At 40.4% G+C, this 20762-nt stretch carries 18 protein-coding genes, 1 other RNA gene and 1 pseudogene; 4 read left to right on the top strand and 16 right to left on the bottom strand.

The features are described 5' to 3' along the window. Positions 1-17: 17 nt before the first annotated feature. The 7 genes from E4K68_RS17820 to E4K68_RS17795 all read right to left on the bottom strand — a co-directional run bounded on the left by E4K68_RS17820 (position 18) and on the right by E4K68_RS17795 (position 5477). A complete protein-coding gene (locus E4K68_RS17820) occupies positions 18-1964 on the bottom strand; it encodes a DNA polymerase (protein ID WP_135380267.1) in 1947 nt (648 codons plus the stop codon). Beyond that, positions 1961-2503 (bottom strand): DUF2815 family protein, encoded by a 543-nt coding sequence (locus tag E4K68_RS17815; RefSeq protein WP_135380266.1) that lies wholly within the window; start codon positions 2501-2503, stop codon positions 1961-1963. The genes E4K68_RS17820 and E4K68_RS17815 overlap by 4 nt, the downstream gene beginning before the upstream one ends. A gap of 215 nt (positions 2504-2718) precedes the next feature. Next, positions 2719-3861, bottom strand: a complete 1143-nt coding sequence (locus E4K68_RS17810; protein WP_135380265.1) for a DUF2800 domain-containing protein — start codon at positions 3859-3861, stop codon at positions 2719-2721. After that, entirely contained in the window at positions 3861-4208 is a 348-nt protein-coding gene (locus tag E4K68_RS17805) for an rRNA biogenesis protein rrp5 (RefSeq protein ID WP_135380264.1), read from the bottom strand. The genes E4K68_RS17810 and E4K68_RS17805 overlap by 1 nt, the downstream gene beginning before the upstream one ends. Further along, on the bottom strand, positions 4205-4978 hold the full coding sequence (locus E4K68_RS17800; RefSeq protein ID WP_135380263.1) for a phage antirepressor KilAC domain-containing protein: 774 nt from the start codon (positions 4976-4978) through the stop codon (positions 4205-4207). Before E4K68_RS17800 ends, E4K68_RS17805 begins: the two co-directional genes overlap by 4 nt. Positions 4979-4997: 19 nt before the next feature. Continuing rightward, positions 4998-5147 carry a hypothetical protein gene (locus E4K68_RS20490; RefSeq protein ID WP_158291465.1) on the bottom strand — a complete coding sequence of 50 codons (150 nt, stop codon included), beginning with the start codon at positions 5145-5147 and terminating at the stop codon, positions 4998-5000. A gap of 3 nt (positions 5148-5150) precedes the next feature. Further along, on the bottom strand, positions 5151-5477 hold the full coding sequence (locus E4K68_RS17795; protein WP_135380262.1) for a DUF4406 domain-containing protein: 327 nt from the start codon (positions 5475-5477) through the stop codon (positions 5151-5153). A 327-nt stretch (positions 5478-5804) separates the two neighbouring features. On the opposite strand from E4K68_RS17795, the gene E4K68_RS17790 reads away from it, so the two are divergent. Further along, a complete protein-coding gene (locus tag E4K68_RS17790) occupies positions 5805-6182 on the top strand; it encodes a helix-turn-helix transcriptional regulator (protein WP_158291464.1) in 378 nt (125 codons plus the stop codon). A gap of 136 nt (positions 6183-6318) precedes the next feature. Continuing rightward, positions 6319-6639 carry a hypothetical protein gene (locus E4K68_RS20485; protein WP_206751215.1) on the top strand — a complete coding sequence of 107 codons (321 nt, stop codon included), beginning with the start codon at positions 6319-6321 and terminating at the stop codon, positions 6637-6639. A gap of 424 nt (positions 6640-7063) precedes the next feature. On the opposite strand, the gene E4K68_RS17780 is transcribed toward E4K68_RS20485, so the two are convergent. The 4 genes and pseudogenes from E4K68_RS17780 to speB form a co-directional block, all read right to left on the bottom strand. Beyond that, positions 7064-7909 (bottom strand): hypothetical protein, encoded by an 846-nt coding sequence (locus E4K68_RS17780; RefSeq protein WP_135380259.1) that lies wholly within the window; start codon positions 7907-7909, stop codon positions 7064-7066. Between the two features lie 357 nt (positions 7910-8266). Then, a complete protein-coding gene (locus tag E4K68_RS17775) occupies positions 8267-8806 on the bottom strand; it encodes a DUF2284 domain-containing protein (RefSeq protein WP_135380258.1) in 540 nt (179 codons plus the stop codon). Positions 8807-8920: 114 nt separating this feature from the next. Then, on the bottom strand, positions 8921-9322 hold the full coding sequence (locus E4K68_RS17770) for an OB-fold nucleic acid binding domain-containing protein (RefSeq protein WP_135380257.1): 402 nt from the start codon (positions 9320-9322) through the stop codon (positions 8921-8923). 251 nt (positions 9323-9573) lie between these two features. Then, a pseudogene (speB, locus tag E4K68_RS20740) lies at positions 9574-10464 on the bottom strand (agmatinase). A gap of 562 nt (positions 10465-11026) precedes the next feature. Here speB and E4K68_RS21520 point away from each other — a divergent pair. Together E4K68_RS21520 and E4K68_RS17760 are read left to right on the top strand one after the other, a co-directional pair. Further along, positions 11027-11149 (top strand): hypothetical protein, encoded by a 123-nt coding sequence (locus tag E4K68_RS21520; protein WP_282433007.1) that lies wholly within the window; start codon positions 11027-11029, stop codon positions 11147-11149. A gap of 22 nt (positions 11150-11171) precedes the next feature. Beyond that, the gene (locus E4K68_RS17760) at positions 11172-11351 is read left to right on the top strand and encodes a hypothetical protein (protein ID WP_135380256.1); all 180 of its coding nucleotides are present in this window, start codon (positions 11172-11174) and stop codon (positions 11349-11351) included. Between the two features lie 965 nt (positions 11352-12316). Here the strand turns inward: E4K68_RS17760 and E4K68_RS17755 are convergent. The 5 genes from E4K68_RS17755 to ssrA form a co-directional block, all read right to left on the bottom strand. Next, positions 12317-14110 carry a DUF2357 domain-containing protein gene (locus E4K68_RS17755; RefSeq protein WP_135380255.1) on the bottom strand — a complete coding sequence of 598 codons (1794 nt, stop codon included), beginning with the start codon at positions 14108-14110 and terminating at the stop codon, positions 12317-12319. Further along, complete coding sequence (locus E4K68_RS17750; RefSeq protein WP_135380254.1) at positions 14094-16004, bottom strand: AAA family ATPase; 1911 nt, start codon at positions 16002-16004, stop codon at positions 14094-14096. Before E4K68_RS17750 ends, E4K68_RS17755 begins: the two co-directional genes overlap by 17 nt. Beyond that, on the bottom strand, positions 16005-17099 hold the full coding sequence (locus E4K68_RS17745) for a hypothetical protein (protein ID WP_135380253.1): 1095 nt from the start codon (positions 17097-17099) through the stop codon (positions 16005-16007). A gap of 1420 nt (positions 17100-18519) precedes the next feature. Continuing rightward, complete coding sequence (locus E4K68_RS17740; protein WP_158291462.1) at positions 18520-19908, bottom strand: PAS domain-containing sensor histidine kinase; 1389 nt, start codon at positions 19906-19908, stop codon at positions 18520-18522. Positions 19909-20398: 490 nt separating this feature from the next. After that, positions 20399-20762, bottom strand: a transfer-messenger RNA (tmRNA) gene (gene ssrA, locus E4K68_RS17735); the annotation flags it as partial.

Here is a 20762-nt window from a genome sequence, read left to right as displayed (position 1 = left end):
CGCCCTCCATATTAAACCTAACCTTTTTTATAAAATTTTGATTCGAATCCGTCGGCCTTTAAGGGCAAACCTTCAGCCCATGGTATCGGCTGCCCCATAATGCTACACACATCCTCCAGCGAGCCAACGCCCACCGGAGCAGATATTACCGCCTCGTCATGAACGTGCATCACAATCTTATACCCGGCTTTGTCTATCCGCAGCATGGCATCCGCGAGACAATCGCGTGCCACAGCCTGGGTAATATTCTCCACCAGTTTCGGCCCGTAAGTGTCAATGCTACACCACTGCTTGTTTTCCCCAACACCCTCATAGGTAAGGCCCTCGCGCCCAAACTTATTAAGCTGTAATTTAGGCTTGATGTAGGATAACCTTCGACCTGATGGCAAAGTAATAAACAACATTCCGCTTTGGTATTGGAATTTTATAGTGCCTACCGTTTGAATCGTTCTTTCCTTAACAGCTTTGAGTGCCGCTCGGTCAACGTCCCACCAAAACTTTGTGATTCTGGGGTTCGCGGCTCTCCACGCATCAACGAGTGGTTTCAACTCGTTCTCAGAAACGCCCATGTTCAGCGCACCCATCGCGGTTAAGGCCCCTACGCTACCACCATACCCAAGCGCGAGTTCTGCGATCTTTCCCTTTTGCCGGAGCTCGTACTCTGCGTTTCCTTTGACGATGCGCTCTAGCGGCACTCTAAACATCTGTGACGCAGAGGCCTCGTAAATCTTGCCGTGAGTTTGAAAAACTTCCATACGCCAGGCTTCGCCCGCGAGCCACGCAATGGCCCGCGCCTCAATCGCGGAGAAATCCGCGACAATAAATCTATGTCCGTTTGAAGGAATAAAGGCGGTTCGGATGAGTTCCGACAGTACGCCTGGCACGCTTTCATAGACCATTTCGAGAACATCGAAGTCTCCGGCCTTCACGATTGAACGCGCTAGTTCCAAGTCCTTTAAATGGTTTTGTGGGAGGTTTTGTACCTGTACGAGCCTTCCGGCCCACCGACCGGTTCGGTTTGCACCGTAAAACTGGAGCAGCCCGCGAGCACAATGATCCGGGCAGAGTGCCCTTTGCATAGCTAAATACTTTTTGATTGAGGTTTTGGCCATTTCTTGCCGAAGCTGTAGTAGCCTTTGAATCTCACCATCCGTAGTGGTCGCCATTTCAGCTACTACTTTTTTTGATAAACTCTCAATATCAAGTCCGTTACTTAAGAACCAGTCCTTAAGTTGGGCCACACTGTTTGGATTATCTAAGCCGGTTAACTTCTTAGCTTCCTCAAAAATGCCCACTCTGTACCGTCTGTCACAGTCGATGGCGTTTTCCACCAGCCGGGTATCGATTAAAACCCCTCGATCGTTGATCCGCTGGTCAAGCATCCAAAGTCTCTGCTCATAATCGGAGATAGGATAGTTTGCGATCCTTCCCCGGACGGCTCTTTCAACCTCAACGTCCTTTTTACAATAATCCTTGAAGATAGCCCACTTCTCTAGCGCGTGCTCCGGTAGGTTTCTGGTCCTGCCGCCGTTCACCTTGGTTTGTTTACATGGGCTGCAGAAATACCGAATAAGCGCCTTACCCTCGTTCATTTTCTGCTGGTCTAAATCAAGTACTTTAGCAACCCCTGCAAGATAAAGAGGAAGTCCCAACATCGCCGCCTGGACTGCTGTACAGCGCCAGGAAGCGGAGGATAATGCCTGTGTGAGATACACGGACAAACACGTGCGCTCAAAATTTGCGTTAAAGGCGGTCTTTATAACGCTCTCATCGGTTAATGCCTTTAATAGTTCTGGTGGCAGTTTTTCACCACTTGCCAGATCAACAACTTCGACGGGATCATCCTCAAAGGCATAGGCGAACAGTAAGATTTCAAAGTCGGGAGCAGAGGTGTACGAGTACACCCCCGCCTTTTTTAGATCCACACTGGAGTACGTTTCAAGATCGATACCAAGTGTTCTCACGACAAAAAGTCGTCATCGTCATAGGCTTCAAAATCGTCTTCTGCTCTACTGCGTCCTCCGAGCGGCTCACCATCCGCTAGTTTTTGCAAGTTTTGTAGACCACAAGCGATACCCCGGTTGCCATTGGTGTTGAAGGGGTAAAACGTAATACTCGCCCGGCCATAGCAGCCACTATAAACTTCCGAGCTATCCAAGATGGGCAGGACGTTTTTATCAACGATACTTGGCTTTGTTGCACTGTTAGCATTTATGAAATAACAGTTCGCGTAGTTTTCATCATCTGATCGGTCAATATCTCCGTCTCGAAGAGGTCGTTTGAAACCAGCACCACTGGTAAACTTTGCGCCATGCTTGGCGATTCCAACTTTTTCAGCTTCTTTTATCCCACCGTTGATTTTTTCGAGTGTTTCTTTGTCTTTTTTAGAGATCACGAGGCTAACAGAGTATTTTTCGTCTCCCCCATTGATGCTTTTTGCTACCCATACGTTACAAAATGAGAATCTTACTTTTCCTGTGATAACCTTTGTTTCGTTCGCCATTATTAATTACCCCTTTTTTCTTTTAATGGGCCAAGGTCTTTAAATTCCTTACAACCTCTGACATGATTCCTTTTTGTTACGTAATCGATCACCACTTTTCCATCTATAGCACGAATACTGAGGATCTCCACTTCCGGTTAAGCACGATTCCTTGGTAATCATATTTATTGACGTGAATGATTTCCCCGTCGCCTTTAATTTGCAAATACTCCATATTAAATGGCATCTGCAAAATCACTCCTTGCTGCATCGAGTGGATTCCATTCCTGGTGCTTGTCCGACTCTACCACCAGCGAGGGTTTGCCTGGAGGCGCGATACACAAACCCCCCAGTAATTCCTTAAACTGTTTCTTGCCAAGAAGCTGCGTCATAGCCGTTATGCCGAGAAGATTCTTGGTGTAAATTTGGGCCTCATTAAAGTCGCCAGTCGCAAGTACCTGTTCTGCGACCTTGGCTTCATCCGTATATTTTCGTCGACCGACACCTTCGATCAGTTTGTAACCCGGCCATTTTTTTCGACCAGCCAATGCTTCCTTTTCGGCGAACTCCCAGACATCCTTCGCCCAAGATTTCAGCTCATTTGCTTGGGCTAGCACCTTGGCTGTCTCATCATCCGTCAGTAATTCAGGTAGCCTGAAGTCCAGTTTAGCGAGTTCTAAATTGGAATTGGCCCGCTCTCGGCATTGACTCTTTGCCCGGCAGAAGCGGCAATGTTCACCGGATATAAAGTCGCCTTCACCTCTAAAGGCAAGTGCGGCCCTGGGTTTCAACTCTGTTTCTGCCCATTTCATAAGCTCGTCCACTGATAGTTCAAAGGTTGAAATACTGTCGAGTCTGGGCTGGCAGATTGTCATTCGTACAGTCTCGATGTCATACAAGAGATTAAATAGTTCCAGTGCCCCCAGTGCGTAAAGCATCATTTGGGTATTGTGCTCCGCCGATACTCGAACCCCTTTACCATATTTAAGATCAATCACATCGAGAATGCCATCCGATACAATGACTAGGTCGCCAGTTCCAAATCCGTCCTCTGCGTATTGGGAATAGTCTAATCGTTGTTCAACTAGGGCCAATGAATCACTTGACCTTGTTTTGGACTCGGATATCAATTCAGAGACGTAATCTACGTAGGCATCGGTGTAGAATTCTAATTCCTGAGAGTCATACTTACTGATTGGTTTTTTTGTTTTGATTTTAAGAAACTTGCGTAGCTTATGCTCTGATAAGGCATGTGCCGCAGTCCCTTCTTCCGCAAAGGTACTGGTTTTGTTTTCAAACGATTCCTCAAGCCTGACCGAGGGTGTACAGTTCAGCCATTTGTGAGAGCTTGATGCTGACAGTTTTGCATGGTCAGCCATTAAAGTGCCTCTGCTTCTTTTAACAAGTCAGAATACCTTGTTGGATCGACAGCGGTCAGCTTATCTGCATCGAACTTCTTGAATAGACCCTGAATTGCTGCTTTTTTTCCAGCTTGTGATTTGGCCGTGAGTACCGCTCTCACTTGTTCAAGGGTTACTGTCTTCTCATCTTTGGGAGGTGGCTCGACCTCTACTAGTTGTTCTGCTTCACTGGGTGGATCAACCACCTCGGCTAGCTTATCTGCCGCAACTTGAACTAGTGCTTGCTTGGTTTCCAGAGCCTCTGTCAGCCTTGTCATGGCCGAAATAAGCTCATCGTATTTCAGTGTGATTTCCAGTTTACTCATGAGATTGCCCTCGTTTTGACAAACAAATTGATAAAATATTTCTGACCCTTTACGGTTACCATCGGTGTTTTTGAAATTCGTAGGTCTCCGTTCGGAAAGGTAAAGACACGTTCTTTAATGTCCAGTAGACCCATTTCCATATATCGTTGAGTTGGTGTATTTTTGCTGAAACTCTTCATTAGATAACCGTTAAACCTAAGCCATTCATACAATCGTGTTTGACCAATGTCTGCACCGTTTTTCTTGAGAATTTTAGCGAGATCCCCAATATAGATCGTGTCTTTTGTGGCTTCAAGAGCATTGGCGAAGGCGACCTTGGGCTTGTCCTCCTCAATTTTGTGCTCAAGAATTGAAATCTTCTCTCGTTCTGATTTTATTTCGGAGAGAAGCCTGATACCAAAGTCTGGACTGCTGAGCATATTTTCCAAAACACTATCTGTTACATATATGCCGCGTCTACGAATTTCCCTTAGAATCCGTTTGACTTGCTTCTTGAACTCTTTGGCTATTGGTTTTCGACTTTGAAATAAGACTTCATAAAGGCCATCTTCTGTAAGCATTGTGACTTCTCGTCTTTGACCTGCACTAAGGATTGTTGAGTTCAGCTTTTCGTTTTCGTCGACACCTCTTAGCATTTCAGTTGAATTACTGTGTTCAATCCATTCTCCAATATCTTTAGCTAGAAATAATGGGTTTTCTAGGTCTCCGTATATTTTGAAATCTTTACCTAGGATTTTTCTCTGATCGATAATTTCCAGATCATCACTCATAACACATACCTCCCTTTTTCTAACAGATCTTTTCCGGTTCCCGTTCTCGTGGTATACTCTTAATAGTCATATTTTGTATCCGGCCTGTTTGGTGTTGGCGCACCAGCGGGCCTTTTTGTTCTGCATCTTCCTTCGTTTTGCCGCCATCATTCTTTGGAGAGAGATACATTTCTTATTCACCTCGTTTTTTGCAACGGTTACTGTAGAATAAAATCGGGATTTCTAACCGCTCTGCTGACTCTATTTCGTTCCGCATCCCTTCAGATATTCTGTTTCCAAAAACCCATAATTCAGAACAATGCTTCAAAATATCCTGTCCCATTATAAGTCCCAATGTGCGTTCATTCGGTTCGTTATCATCCAAAAACTGAGTAAAGTAGATATGAGGCGCCATAGGTATTACACCCTGACTAGTTGCAAATTGGCAGTAGAATTGTGCTGTAGCTATGTTGTAGTCCACATCACCACGATATGGACTGCAAATATAGACATACTTCAACTTGTCACCTCCATTGAATACATTTTTTGAATATGGTTATCTAGGTAAATTTACTCTCGCTCACCTCCTTCCATAAATTTACTTGGCTTAACCACCAATTGATGTTGTATAATATATGAAACGCGACATCTGTATTCAACAGTCACTATGTTCATACATTAACTTATTCAACTGATTGGTTGAATATAATATTACAGGAATTCCTTATGTTTTCTACATGTAAATATTGCTAATAATAGATCGGTGGGATTGTTTATGTCAGATTTAGACAAGCTAACAAGCGAGGAATTAATTAGATTAAAGCATATCCGCGCAGGTGAATACCTGATGTCACTTAGAACAGATCGCAACTTAACTCAAAAAAAAGTGGCAAGCCAACTCGGAGTATCCTTCCAGTATTTATCTGAGATTGAAAAAGGTAACAAGTCTCCAAGCGACCAATTACTTCATGATCTTGCAGAAGTTTATGAACTTGGGTTAGAAGGTGAAGTCGATTTATTTCGACGGTATAGCCGCATGCCAATTTTTACTTCGGAAGAATTAGAGGATCAAGAAGCCACACAGCTAGCATTCGCAGAATTACGACGACTCGTTAAGGCGGGCAAGATTACCGACGAGCAACGACAAGAATTATATATTGAACTATCGAGAGTGTATCGAGATTTCATTACTCGTGTATTACCAACGAAAGAAGATCGTTCTTAAATGGTATTTTGGGCACTCACACGAATCATGTCTGGAAAGGATTTGAGTTGTAGTGTTTCAATTCTGGGATTTTTTTGTAAATATATTCGGTTATGTAACTACTATGGTAATAAAAAATATAAGCCAGGACTTAACTATGCTTATAAGTGGTATTATCATTGGAGGCTTTTTAGTAGCACGATTCCACCACAATCTAGTGCAGAGTCCTGAAATTAATCAATTAGGCACAATTAAACTACACGGAAGAATTGTTAGCAGACCAACAACCGTTTGGGAAACAATAGATACTTTAACAGCGATCATTGTCATAACAATATTTCCTAAGCGGGGTCTCGTAAGAAGAGATATGAGGAGAGCAAGGATCGTTGGTCGTGTCCTTTGGGTCATCACTGCGATACTTATTATTTTTTCGTTTGTAATGAGTAGTTTTATCATGCTCGATCCAACCAAACACTAATTGCTTTGGTCGTGCGTTGTAAAGATAAGGGAAAATGAATTTAATCTATCAATGTAAAAAACCGCTAATTAGCGGTTTAACTTCGTTTTATTTTACTTTAGTTTGTAACATCTAGATTCATTCTAATAACTATAATAAACTCGACATCATCGGATATTCCTCATTATCCTTGTACCTCCACTGCTGAAGCGAACTCCGCTATTTAAAAAGGATGATCTAAACACCGAACCATTTCAATTCCTCTGACGTAGCCCAAAGAGGAGGATAATCTCCAGTAACAGCAACTTTTTCTTTTCGCTAAGTCGAAATAATTCTAGTTGTCATTCTCCAACCTAACTTCTCCAGAGCTTCTTTACCAAGCCGGTACACCCTTCTCCAACCTGGGATGGGCGGGCGGCTGGATTGGTAATGTTGTACTTTGGTTTTAAGATTTCAATTCTTCAGAAGTGATTTGTAATTTAGACAAGTATAGTATAAAGAACACAAAGCTTATAATTGTTAGAGTGGTCGGGATAAGCAGCATATCATAACTACCTTGTATGTTACCAGAAAATCGGCCATACCATTCACCAAATCCCCAGGACAGACAAACTGTAAATACTTTCATTAAAACAACTCCTGATAGAATATTCCCGAAAGGCTTGCTCCTGATTAGCATCGTAGCAGTTATTGCAATAGCAGGAAAGACGATACCTAGATCTAGGACAAATACTCCATAAATGTCCTGCGGTATGTGTCTTGCAATATCAGGTATGATTCTAATCAGCCATACTAGTCCGAGCATTACCACAATGCTATATAGGAAAATACTTGTACAAATGCGCAATGTTCTTGGAAGAGAGGCTATAACTGCAAACTCCGGCGTAAAACTCAGAAGGCCGAAAATAATACTGTATATTGATAGACCAAAAATTGCTAAATAAATAAGGTAGAGGGTAGTATACTGACCCTGCATTGAATAAAGCCCGTATCCGTAAAAAAAATTGCCAGTTAGCCCAAGGATGGTAATAAAAGTCTTAATACCATTACGTTTCAGGTACAATACGGATAAGAGCGCAAGCAGCAAAGCAAGAGGAATAAAAATCATATCCTGACTGACGGAACCAGCTAGTAAAAACTTAGTTATTGTGCCAGTTGATAGGACATCTTCATAAATGCTCTTTTCTAGTATACCGGCCAGACATGCATACAAGACCAAGACTGAGAGGACGAGAGTCATGCCCGCAGTCATCCTGCTTCTGTTGATATTGAATAATTCTTTGATTCCCATATATATTTCCCCTCTTAATCACTAGACTAATTCACCGCTCCTACTATGTTCTTCATGAGTTGCCAGATTCCTCCGTAGAATTATATGAGAATAAAAATGACGCTTATTCAGCGTCAGAACGTAGGATAGACCGACAAAAGTTTTTCTACTCAACTATATTCTAGAGACTATCCCACCCAAGAAATCCCTTAACCGCCACAGTACCTCTTTCCTAAGCAAGGGACACCCATCCCTTATCTGGGGATGATGTGGCGATTTACTTACCTCTGTGAAAAATCACACTTCTGGAAAAATACGCAGTTCCGAGCTAAGAGGTCACAGTTACTCGCGAATAAGTAACTTGACCATCGATATATCTTAGAAAAATATCATACTAAAATAGGTTATGGCATTGGCGCCGTTGTTGTATTTGATATTGCAGAGAGGAGCTTGCTGAATAACCATAATCCCAAAACTTTCAGTTGCAGGAAACATTCGGTTCGGAAATCTACATGGTTTTTCTGGATAAGTACATTTTTCGCATAGGTTACATCCTTCAGTAGATAGTATGAGGCTTTCTTTGAATTGATCTCTGAAAATTCGAGCTACTTTCTCTGTGATTGATTCATGTACTAGACGGGTTTCACCCCATTCAGCGATATCATACTTTTTTTTGAGTTTTGCTAATGAAGTAAACATAAAAGCATTTTCAAAATCATTACATCTATTTTTACACTCTTCAACACTTCCAACAGCAGGAGGACAAGCCCAAGAAGTGCCATACATACCACAGACGTTTTTTTGGCATAACCTTCTTACCTCATCCGAAAAGATTACTGTATTGGATTTCATAAAAGCATATTCGTGAATGTTTAGATTATCTTTTTCTTGAGAAATTATCTCTTCAATTCTGGACATTCGCACCACCCTCCATTCATTGGTCGTATCGGTGTTCCCTTCGTTAGATGACCTAAGTTACTTTGCATTTCTGTCTACTGGTTGCTAGTCACTTCTATTTGCTTTGATACATGTTTATTTAACAGGATCTTCAATTTTCCTGACTATCAATTCATATTTCGATTTGTAAATATTTAAAGTTCCGGTGACTTTATATTTGCTATCGACTTTGATTATAGGAATATCCTCGATTTCTTTAAAGATCACCGCATCAATTGAATGACTACCATCCGATACTACTAAAAATTTGGTCTGTGTCTTGGGGTCGATATTAAACTTTGTGACTGTCAATACAGCTTCATATAGCTTGCCAACATTTACATCCTGTTCAATTTCTTGAATACTCTGGATCTGTTGGCTTTGGGTTGATGACGATTTTGATACAATATTAGTACCGTTCTTAATAAGAGAAAGAGTTTTCAGGAAAATAACCGTGACAACTAATAGTATAATAATGACTACTTTGAACCTACTCATCGAATGCGAAGACAACCGTTTCTTCAGTATGATATCCCCCCTTGAATGAATAGTTCACTAAGAAGCGTTTGCCTAATTACAGACCCATCCCACCCAGAACATCCCTTAACTGCCCCAGAGCTTCTTTACCAAGCCGGTACACCCTTGCCCTTATCGTTAGATAATCCCACAGCTGGATTTCGAAATGTTGTATTTTGGGTCACGTGCCCCCATGTAGGGAGCGACAATTAACACATATTTTACCATCACATTTAAGCGTTACCTGTTTTACGCTTCCATGCAAGAATCGAAAGGAACTCCTGTACCACACTTCCGGCAAGGTAAGCAGTAATCTGTGTGGGGTCAAAGGCCGGTAGCACTTCCACTACGTCAAAGCTTACAAAGTTAAGCTGACGGATGCTCCGGGTTAGCTTGATTCCCTCATAGCTCGTAAAACCTCCTACCTCGATCGTACCGGTTCCCGGAGCGTAAGCAGGATCGAAAAAGTCAATGTCAAAGGTAAAATGCGTTTTATGATCTCCAATGGTGTCCAAGATTTTCTGGGCGGTCCATTCGATCCCTTGTTCATGGAGTTCCTTAGCCGTGATGACTGTAAAACCCAGTGCTTCTGACTCTCGAATTGTCTCCATGTTGAATACGCCTCGGATTCCAACCTGAATGGAACGCTTTGAGTCGATAATACCCTCTTCAACTGCTCGGCGGAACATTGTACCATGTGTTAATGAACTACCGTTTTCGCTATCATACGTGTCTAAATGAGCGTCAAACTGCACCAGTGCAACAGGGCCATGTTTTTTGGCTATTGCACGCAACTGTGGGAGAGTTACTGAGTGATCGCCGCCAAGTCCGATTGGAAGCACGTTTTGTCTGACTACCTCGTCAAATGTTCTTTAAATCTCTTCATGGCTGACCTGCAAGTTACAAGGATTTATGTTTGCATCGCCATAATCAATTCCAGAAAGATATTGGAAGATATCAACATCTAAGTTTGGATTTCCTGAGCGGAGCATAATTGACATTTCTCTGATAGCGGAAGGCCCAAAAGCAGCTCCGGAACGAAAAGTTGTCCCTCCATCACATGGGATACCTATGATGGCAAAATCAGCACCAGTAAGATCTCCCTTTATAAAGGGCAACTTCATGAATGTACGAATGCCCGTAAAACGCGTAACCACGCAGGGATCTTCTGGGGAGTATTTTATTAAATCTGCCATAACTTTTTCTCCTTTTTATAAAAAATATTTTTACTTATTCAAATCAATTTCTATATAAATCTAAGCCTAATCAAGCAGTAACTTTACGGTCAGGGGTTCTATCATTTCAACCACCTCAGGATACAGTTATACAAAAATTCTTCAATTCCTGCTAATATTTTAAAAAAACGCTCATTCAAGCGTCTGAGCCACAAAACTTAATAACTCAACTACAAATCTACAGACTCAACCCACCCAGAAAATCACTTAACTGCCTCTGTTCCTCTTTACCAAGCAAGTACACCCTTCCCCGATCTGGGAATGGGCGGGCGACCTAATTTTACTTATTCAAATAAGCCAACTTAGACCAGCTTAAAGAAATGTAGAGAACAATAAAACTTAGATTTTCACCAAATGCTACACTTATTATGGATTGAATAAACAATAAGACATCTTTCGAATTACCCATTTTATTCATATTATGTAATAGAATGGAAAGGTGGAAATTGTAATGGCATTAGGTAACGTTGATGGAGCTGCTTGCTGTTGTGAAGAAAGACGTGACTTTGGTGCAGGAATCGCTGCAGTTGTCGTAATTATTCTTTTGCTTCTCGCATTGGGAATCGTATGCTAAATTTAGAAAGGTGGAACTTCTTATGTATGGAATGGGTTATGGTGGAATGGGCGGAGCATGTTGTCCTCCCCCTGTAAGATGCTGTCCTCCCCCGGTTAGTTGCTGTCCTCCTCCTGTTGCCCCCGTTGTCGGCACTGGGATAGGAGTAGGAATTATCGCTATTGCAATTCTAATTCTAATCGCTTTAGGCCTGATCTTCTAAAAAATTCTTATAAAAGGCTATCATCATTATTGGTGATAGCCAGTTCTCTTATAGAAGGAGTTGATCTTATGTTCGGTTTTGGATTTCTTCCATTTGCTCTAGGTTTTGGTTTAGGAGCTACAATATCGAGACCCCGCTATTACCCATCCGCATACCCCTCTGCCTATGCCCCATATCCTTATGGATGGTATTAGTATTAGTTACCTTCTAAATCTTATTGGAATAAACGAGGTAAGGAGGGCTTAACGCTCTCCTTTTTATATAATAACAGTTTGTTATACCTATGTCTTTATCGCGTCTTTTCCCCCACTTTACTTTCAGATTCATCCCACCCAGAAAATCACTCAACGTCCACAGCTCTTCTTTACCAAGCCGAGGGGACAACCCTTCCTCTTATCTGGGAATGGGCGGGGCGAGTTGATAGGAAATGTAGTGCTTTGGTTGCAATTAACGGACCTTACCGGTATGCCGCTAGTTTAACTCTTGCGTCAGATAGCTTATTCAAAGCACGCTCAATGCGGTAGACATTCTTCAGATATCTCACAAATTTACAAAGTAGTTTTTTCGCATTTCATCATCTCCCCTCCTGATTTTAGCAGAATGAAAGGTCTAACAAAAGGGTTAAAAAACTCCGAATTTGATACACTTTTAAAATTGGTAAAGATACCTGTGAAATCAATAGTTTGACTGTGGTAGAGGCTAAAGTGCTGTCAAAAGACGGCTTCGTGAGTTCGGATACATTTTCTATATTACCGTTTTGAACAAAACAATGACTTTTTTCACAAAAACAATTTGTGCTCGACTGAGGAATGGTCATTGATGAATTCGGAAAACGCCTCAACTACGGAAGTATCTTTATATTCACGATGTTAATCCTCAATTGTGCCCAGTTCCGCCGAGGAAAGATCATAAGACTCCTTCCTTTTATCAAAAAAGGAGTCTTCCTAATATTAAGGATCGATAACTTATCGTCGATACCGCTCATAGCGTGAAATAAACCCTTGAATTGCTTCCATTAATTGTAGTTCAAGTGATTCATTGTTATCTCCCGGGGCCAGTTTTAAAAATCGTAAATGATGGTCTTTCTTATAATGATTGGGATCAATGGAACTTGAACTTCTTGGGTAAAAGGCCCAAACTTCTGAAACAGGGTTAACATCATGAAATCCATCTGTGGAGCCAAATGTGTAGCGTGATCGACATTGAGAGCCGTAAGAAATTAACTGGTTTAATTCATGTGGACGATAAGATTGATTAAGGTAGCTCTCTCGGAAGAAGTTCGAGAGATTCCGGTATTTCATATCAATAATCAAACTTCCAAGATACAAACCATCCAAATAAACATCCATTCGACCATCAGGGGTATTGTTTCCTGCAGAGGTGTAAAGTGGATTTTTTTCATTTGTACTACTGCTATTAAATGGCAGGCGTCCATCATACGTTACATGTAGATCTAATCTTTCTTTAGTAAAGATAAGCTTCGTACCTGAATGCAAATTGGGTATGAGTACAAGTTCTGGATAGTAATCCTCATCATAAATCCAACCTGATATCGGCTCAAAACCAAGAAGTTCCCCTTTAAGTGCTTCACAAATTTGGAGAAATCCCCAAAGCTCGTAAAGCTTATCGGTTCGTTTATGCTTATATGAATACGAGGGATCTAGGGAAACTTCGAAATCGTCAGCTCGAAGTGCTTTATACAGCTTGTAGAGTGCAAAATATCGTGAGTCAGTCATCAGTACTGAAGAAATTGACGTGGGGCTAACATCCAAAACCTCAGAATACCAAGGCGCGAGTTTAATCATCTCAAGCCCCTTACACATTTTTTCCGCAATCTCTTTAAAGGATTTCAGATTAAGTAGAACCTTCTTCTTCTGTTCAATCACAAGCTGCGTATGCTCTTGGTATAAAGCAAAGGGGGTCAACCGTAGAATTTCTTGAGAAACATCGCCTTCAAATACCACAAGTGCATCGATGAAATCTGTGATATTTGTTAATAGGATCCTCACAATTTTCTTGATCCAGCGATTCTCCGGAAGGTCGTAATCAATAGCTCGTTTGGGAACCTTTACTTGTTCCGTGTTTTCAGGATGAGTTGATTGATGCCGAATAGTTACCGCATCAATCACTCGAGCACGTTCAAAAGGAATCATCTGATATTCTTTACGAATTCTGTGGTTCACTTTGTTGAGTAAATCACTTAGAGCCGCCATGACATTCGGAAATGACTTTTGAATAATCATAAAACGATAAAGGAGAATTGTGGGTATCGCTTGACTGAAATGCTGCCCAATGCCAAGATTTTTGCGAATTAGATCCATAGGGAGACCTCGGAGCGTTTGCTCAAGGCCTTCCACCATGGTTTGCCATTGAAATGTAGTTATCTGAGTAGGGATGATCTCAACCAGAGAGTAATACGATGTGTCCTCAATCATAATGGTAATTAAATTATGCCCGGGAATGAGAGGGTAGTATTCGGATTTAAAGAGAGCAAAATGAGGGTGAGGGCTAATATAAGCAATACCATACATATCAATTTCAACTTCACGTTCGGGGAGCGCATCTAGCCCATCCATATAAAATCGAGCCGATTCTGGTGCATCAAAATGTAATGTTAAAGGAACATTTTCCTTTAAACGCACAAAATCTCGTTCATTATAGGCATCCATTTCACTCGTATAGAAATGGTCAAGTGGAAAATCATAATCACCCTGGGTAAAAATTACTTTAAACGGAACAATTTTATACGGTGTAGCCATATAACTTCAACTCTCTTGCTTTTGACATTAGAATCTTATAACTTTGCTCAAACGTAGAGATATCTGTAAAGTCTTCAAGCACTTTATAAATTGTTCCATTTTCCACATTGCCTGTTCGAGGATTTAAACTCCCGATTAGGGGTTTAAGTTGTTCCTCGGGGCCACGTAGTTTTGTAAAGACCCGCTGGAGGATTTGTAAATCAAAAGCCAGTTCACGCGAAAGGATTGTTGTTTCAGGAAGATTCGAAAGGTATTTAAAAATCTGACGTACTACACGGGGACCAAATCCGAGATTTCGGCTTACATTTTTAAAACAGCGGTTTAACTCCGTAAGGAATTGTACTTCTCGGGGGAAAAAGCTAGTTAAACCTTCTTCTTGGCAAAAGCTTAAATATTCACCAAAAGTCATTTCAGAACGTTTAACCACTCTTTTTTTATCGTAGCTCGACTTCATTACATCTGAAAAGTCTAATACATTGAGCGATATCACATTGGCCCGGTCAAGAACCTTATCGGAGAAGTGATACGTGGATTCATCCAGGTTGACCGTTCCCACAAAAATGATATTATCCCCAATTGGAATTGTGTGAGGGAATTCTGCACCATTATAAAGGCGCTGCTGGACCTCTTCGTTGTATACTTTAATCTTCCTACGAGATGGTTCCATTTCTAAAACAGAAAGAAACTGAGAGAAATAATGTTCGACCCGAGCCAAGTTCATTTCGTCGAAAGAAACAATAAATAATCGTTCTTGCTCTTTGGATGCTCTTATTAGGGTATTTACTAACCCCGAATCCCCTGGCCGATAAACCATATGAATGGAGTCAACGTATCCGATGAGGTCTGCATCATCTGTCCATGAGGGACGAACGGGGATAATAGAAAGTTGTTGGTCATCCATTCCCAATGCCCGTCCGTAAAGTTGAACGAGTTGAGATTTTCCGGTTCCGCTCATTCCAGCGAGAATCACAAGACTTGAGGATTTCATTGCGGTGTGAAAATTAATTAAATCGACGGGGTCGTAAGCATATCCTAATTCACGGGTAAGTTGGATGAAACTTTGAAGGAAGTCTGCTTCAGTACCTTTTTCTTCAACTGAGGTTGTTTGCGACTCAATGATCACTGGAGAGAGAATTTTGGGTGGATCTTCAGTAGATTGGAGTTCATCGGCCGATTCAACAACTTCAAGCATCTCTCCATATATATCGTTGCCAACGAAAAGAAGGTTTTCATTGTCTTCGAGCGATATAGTATCACCAAACCATTCTTCTTTAAAAGAAACACTCTTTAGATTTTTGAAGTTAAAGAGAAAACCACCGTGAGCATAACGATGCTTCTCGAACTCCCCAAGAACCCGAAATTCCTCTGAAGACTCTTTCCAAATCACCAAACTATGGACATCAGAAGTATCTGTTGAAATCCCCCTTATTTTACCTACAAACTTGTTTAACTGAAGTCTCGAAATGAGTTCGTCATAGGTCATTTTGTGTTCGTTTTGATTAAAGACTGGGACGGGGACATAAGTAGTCGTATCGGTAAAGCCTAATGGTTTAGGAACTAAGCGAACATTCGAAATGTAGAAATGCTCACCTTTTTGAACCGGACGAAAAACAACTAAGTAATCATGGAAGAAATCATTGACTTCATTACATCGTTCGATGTTATTTAATTCTTGATTGTCTTCGAATCCGTAAGATTCATTGATATCTTGTGGGTATCCGGTAAACAAACTAACGTTAGGAAAATTTGAAGGGGTTTCGGAAATTGGTCTTATGATATATTGAAAAAAGTTCTGAGTGTTAATGAAGACAGGAAATTTATCAAATCGACTTCGTGCATATTCAATGCTAGGTAAAACTCCAACAATATCAAAATCCCAATTGTATCTTATCAATTAGAGTGCCTCCTGATCAATAAAATTTTTGAGTGAGGGGAAGTCTTTAAATTGAATGGTTTTATCTCCCGCAATTTTCGCAATTCGCCTTTGTGTAAGAATAGAACTCGCAAAAAGGGGTAATAAAATTTGTTCAATGGAATCGAAAAAGGATTCGGGGACTGAACTCAGTTCGACTTCTTCAATGGGTAGGAGATTTGAAGCATAATTTAGACGTTTATGTAGGTTCTTATTTCCTAATAGAACAATTTTCTTTTCAACTGACTGTATTTGTGTTTCTAGAGTTACCGAAGCGGTTTGTGCCGTTTCAAGTTGGCCTTTAAATACAAGATTTTCAAGTAGTAACTCTTCATTAGATTTCTTTAATGTTTGATATTGCATTTCTAAGTCAACGAAATCGCTTTTCATTTCTTGAATTAAGTTTTCCAGGTCCATTTTAGTGTAATTTATTACTGTTTCCTTCTCCTCGAGTGAATCTTCAAGTGACTTCTTAAGTTTTGTGATTTCTAAGTCTTGCTTCTCCATTTTCAAAATTAGTATCTCAACTTCATATTGGCTCTCTTTGAGTTGTTGTTTAAATTCGTCAATAAGCTTTTGCGATTTCTTGAGTTTTTCTTCAAGGGCATTCGACCTCTTTTCCTCATTCTCCGCTTTTTGAGTCTGTTGCTGAAGCTGTCGAATAAGTATCATCTTCTGTTCGTCCTGGTGCTTGTGCTCAGTAATAATCTCTCGATACCGTTTCAAGAGTTCTTCTTGTTCAAGTTCTAAGAAAAATGTCTCCATTTGTTCCAACGGGGAATTTTTTCTAAGTAGTTCGCTCAAAATGGCAGGGATCAAACGTGCATCATTACGTATCATCTCTTTTAGACCCTCAAAGGAGCTATTATTTATGTTAAGGTCGTCATCAAAAAATTTCTCGTGAAGTGCGACTACGAGTTCCGATACTTTTTTGGTTTTCGAAAGATGCTGCATCAAATTCATCCGCGGAACGTTTTGTATCCTAAATCCAGGAATGGTAGTTTTTGTTATCTTGGCTAGTTGAAGCAACTCTGGATCTTCAAGCAAGTCCAGTAACCACAGAAGAATTTCTTTCATCTTTTTCTCCTCTTATCTTTTCTCTCGGTCTCTGTGTTTGATTTATGAAGAATCCAAAATTAATCCTCCTAAAAATTAGAACGAGGCTTCATCGCATATTCGCAGTTTGAATTTCAATTATCCAGACTTGATTATACCATTTCTTCTAGACAAGTTGTTGATTAGCTGCGTAATACTCTTCCAAATTACTCACGTTAAGTAGATGCTTATTTGCAGCAATTCCCTAGAAGTTTATTCCTTTATCAATTAGGTCATTAGTAAAATAACAAATGCCAAACCGTACAATATCGATCTCGTAAATTCAATATCCGCGCTTACCTATATACTCTAAAGAAAACGTTAACCAAGACAGCCACCCCGACGGGTTGTTACGAGGGTATAAATGCATTACCTGACTGAGGAACAGGATTCGGCTCCTTATTTAGTATCAAGCTTACGTTCAATAGCCCTAACTGATTCGATTAATTCACGGTTTGCTTCGATAACGCCTTGTTTCACAGCCGATGTAATTATTGTGTGTAAAATAACTAAGCTAATCACCCAAAGGATTAATGCTAAAAGTAGTTCGAAATTAAAGCACCTCCATATATTATCCAAACAAACATTTATAATCACGCACACGTTTCGTAAGACAGCTAACCCGACAGGTTGCCCGGAAAAGAGAGCCATTTGCATCGAACATACTTAGGAGGCGAGGCACAAGACCCTTAGGCATCGAACACAGTTCGGGCGATGGAGTGCAAGGGGCTCGGATTATTGAATTACCTTATTTATTATGAAATTTACAAAATCAGGATCCGGCTTTACCTTGTCTAACCCAAATTGAAGGGCACCAAGCGTTTTACCCTCTGGAACATGAACTTTCCCTACTTACGAAAATACCACCTACCCCACACCTAATCCCACCAATTCTCATGCTGTTAACCGAGTGAGGTTAGAATGATGTTTAGATTGGCTAATGATATACTGATTGACTACGAATTGTCCCATGAGCACGCAGGTGGTCATACTTTTACCAATTAGTTCTACATTTCAAAATCGAGACGGTTTTTCAGCAGATATGTCACCTTTCCACCTTCCACATCTTCAATTTACTCTCAGAATTATAGAAATAATTTCAATGAATCACAAAAAAGCCAGACCGTACGATCTGGCAAAACAAATTCAATATATTCCCCCGAACATACTGTCACCCTAAAAAGACAATCACTCTCTCAAACCCGCCTATACCAAGGCTTTCAGTCAATCTCGATATAGCACTATTATCGTCTCCACGTGCCTAGTCTGCGGGAACATTTAGCCCTAAATGAAGTAACGCCAACGTGCCCCTGTACTGATGAAAGAGCTATATACTTTTATAGCCTAATGCCGTTACTGATCCTCGCCTAGTATAGATTCAAATGTAGCTGACAAGATTTCCTTAATTAATTGGAAAATCAATGTAGAACGTGGTACCCTCTTCATTACTAACAAACCTTAGGTTTGCTTTATGACGTTCAAGAATACTTAAGGACATAGAAAGGCCTAATCCTGTCCCATCTTTTTTTGTAGTGAAGAATGGCATTCCGATGTTTTCCTGCAACTCAATAGGTATGCCTTTGCCATGGTCACATACAATAAGTTTTACTGATCTATGATCGTCTTCTGTTATTAATTTAACTCTTCCCTTCGGTAGTGTTGCCTCTAATCCATTTTTCACCAGGTTCAAGATGACTTGTTTTATTTCATCTACATCAAGCATTGTTTTAGTGCCACTCTTTAGCTCAACCTCAATTAGTTTATCTTCTTCTATCGCTTGAGCTTGAATAAGAGGTAAGACACTTTTCAGTATGTCATTAATGTCGCATAATTGTAAATCTGTGGGTTTTGTCCTCGACAAAGAAAGAAACTCCGTAATTATTTGATTTGCTCTATTTAGCTCATCAATCATTAATTTGAAATAATCCTGATAAGGCAGAACTCCTTCTTTCGATTGCAGAAACTGCAGAAAGCCCTTAACCGTTTGTAAAGGATTTCGTATTTCATGTGCAATGCTCGCTGACATCTGACCCAAAATATTAAGATGCTCTAGCTTTATCAGTTCTTTTTGATATCTCAGTTTGTCAGTCATATCAATTCCTATTTCTAATTGACAAGGCTTACCATTAATATTAATGGGCTCAGAGGATACTATGATACTTTTATACTCATTTGATCTGGTTTTAACCGTTATTACCCCACTCAATGTATTCTTTCCACTCTGATGTTGTATCTGAGTTTCTGCAGGCATGCTATCAGCCGTCAAAAATACATCTTCTTTTGTCTTTCCTATAATTTCATTGGAAGTATACCCAAAAAAATTAGCATAACTATTGTTAACACTAATGTGTTGTTTATTTTCGAGCGAAATAATAGACATGAGGGCATGACTATTTCTAAAGACTGCCGAAAATCTTTCCTCTGCCCTTAACAACTCATTTTGAGTATGTTTAATGTGAGTGATATCATTAAAAAATAGAACAAGACAATTACCCATCATACAAAGAGTAGCTCCGAACCATCTATTAGAGGTACCGCCGCAAAATTCAAACTTCATTTCTTTCCCGTCGTTCCTAACCTTGGCCATGGCATGAAACAATTTTGTATTTATATATTGAGGGGTAATTTCCCAAATAACCTTGCTCATCATATATTCCCTTGGATAAAGAAAAATTTGTTCTGCCTTGGAATTCATTTTTACAATAAAATACCTCTCATCTAAAACAACACAGGCATCAGGAATACTGTCAAATAAATGAGATAATAAGAGTCCATCCAAATCTTGTTCCACGGTACCCGAGTTGACTATTGTCATTAAATCACCCTTTTCAAGTCAGTTTAATTGTATTCTATACCCCGCCACTCTAGAAAACTGTCGATTCATGCGGAAAGCTTTACTAACAACAACTATCTTGACTGTTATCCGACCTCTTGGTCGAGTTTAAGTGCATAAACGCAACCTACAACGGGCTTAACTATCTATTTTCTTAGTTATGAATCTTAATAGCCTGTCATCATAATTACATCCGCATCATGGTCTAACGCCCGAATTTCCCTTAATGTTTCTATTTTACGATTCTTTAAACCTTTTAACGATGCCTATACAATTTAACGAAAGGTACTTTTCACCCTTCAGGGGGGTGCATCCCTCAACGATAAAGGTGCCGAAAACACAAAAAGCACCGCTTAAAACGATGCTCAATCTACCCTAAAACGCTGAAAAGCCCGCCAATAGCGGACTTTTTATGTTCTATAATTGTATCAATTATTGAGTGCTTATTTGGTGGAGGCGAGGGGATTTGCACCCCTGTATCGAAGAGCTGCCACATAAGCGTCTACGCGTGTATCCTTTATTTTAAGTTTCGCCAGTCGTGACTCCTAAAGGCAAGGACTCATTTTAGGCTAGCTCGATCATCTTTTCTAACAACTCCGAGCATTGCAGTTAGAGCGACCTACTGTTTTGACACCCTGGCCCTTCACCGTAGGTTCAGAAGACAGGATGCTAGCGGCACTTAAGCAGCTAGAGCGTAATTATCGTTTGAAATTAAAAAGGTCCACCGATTAACCAGCAATTTAGCCTATGAATGAATTAGCAACCACTTATTGTATATTTCAAGGATTTTTATAATTTGTCCTCCACATTTA

This window comes from Desulfosporosinus sp. Sb-LF, from assembly GCF_004766055.1.
GTDB lineage: Bacteria > Bacillota > Desulfitobacteriia > Desulfitobacteriales > Desulfitobacteriaceae > Desulfosporosinus.
The sequence above is the reverse complement of the archived record's forward strand: the minus strand, read 5'-3'. Positions and strand labels throughout refer to the sequence as shown.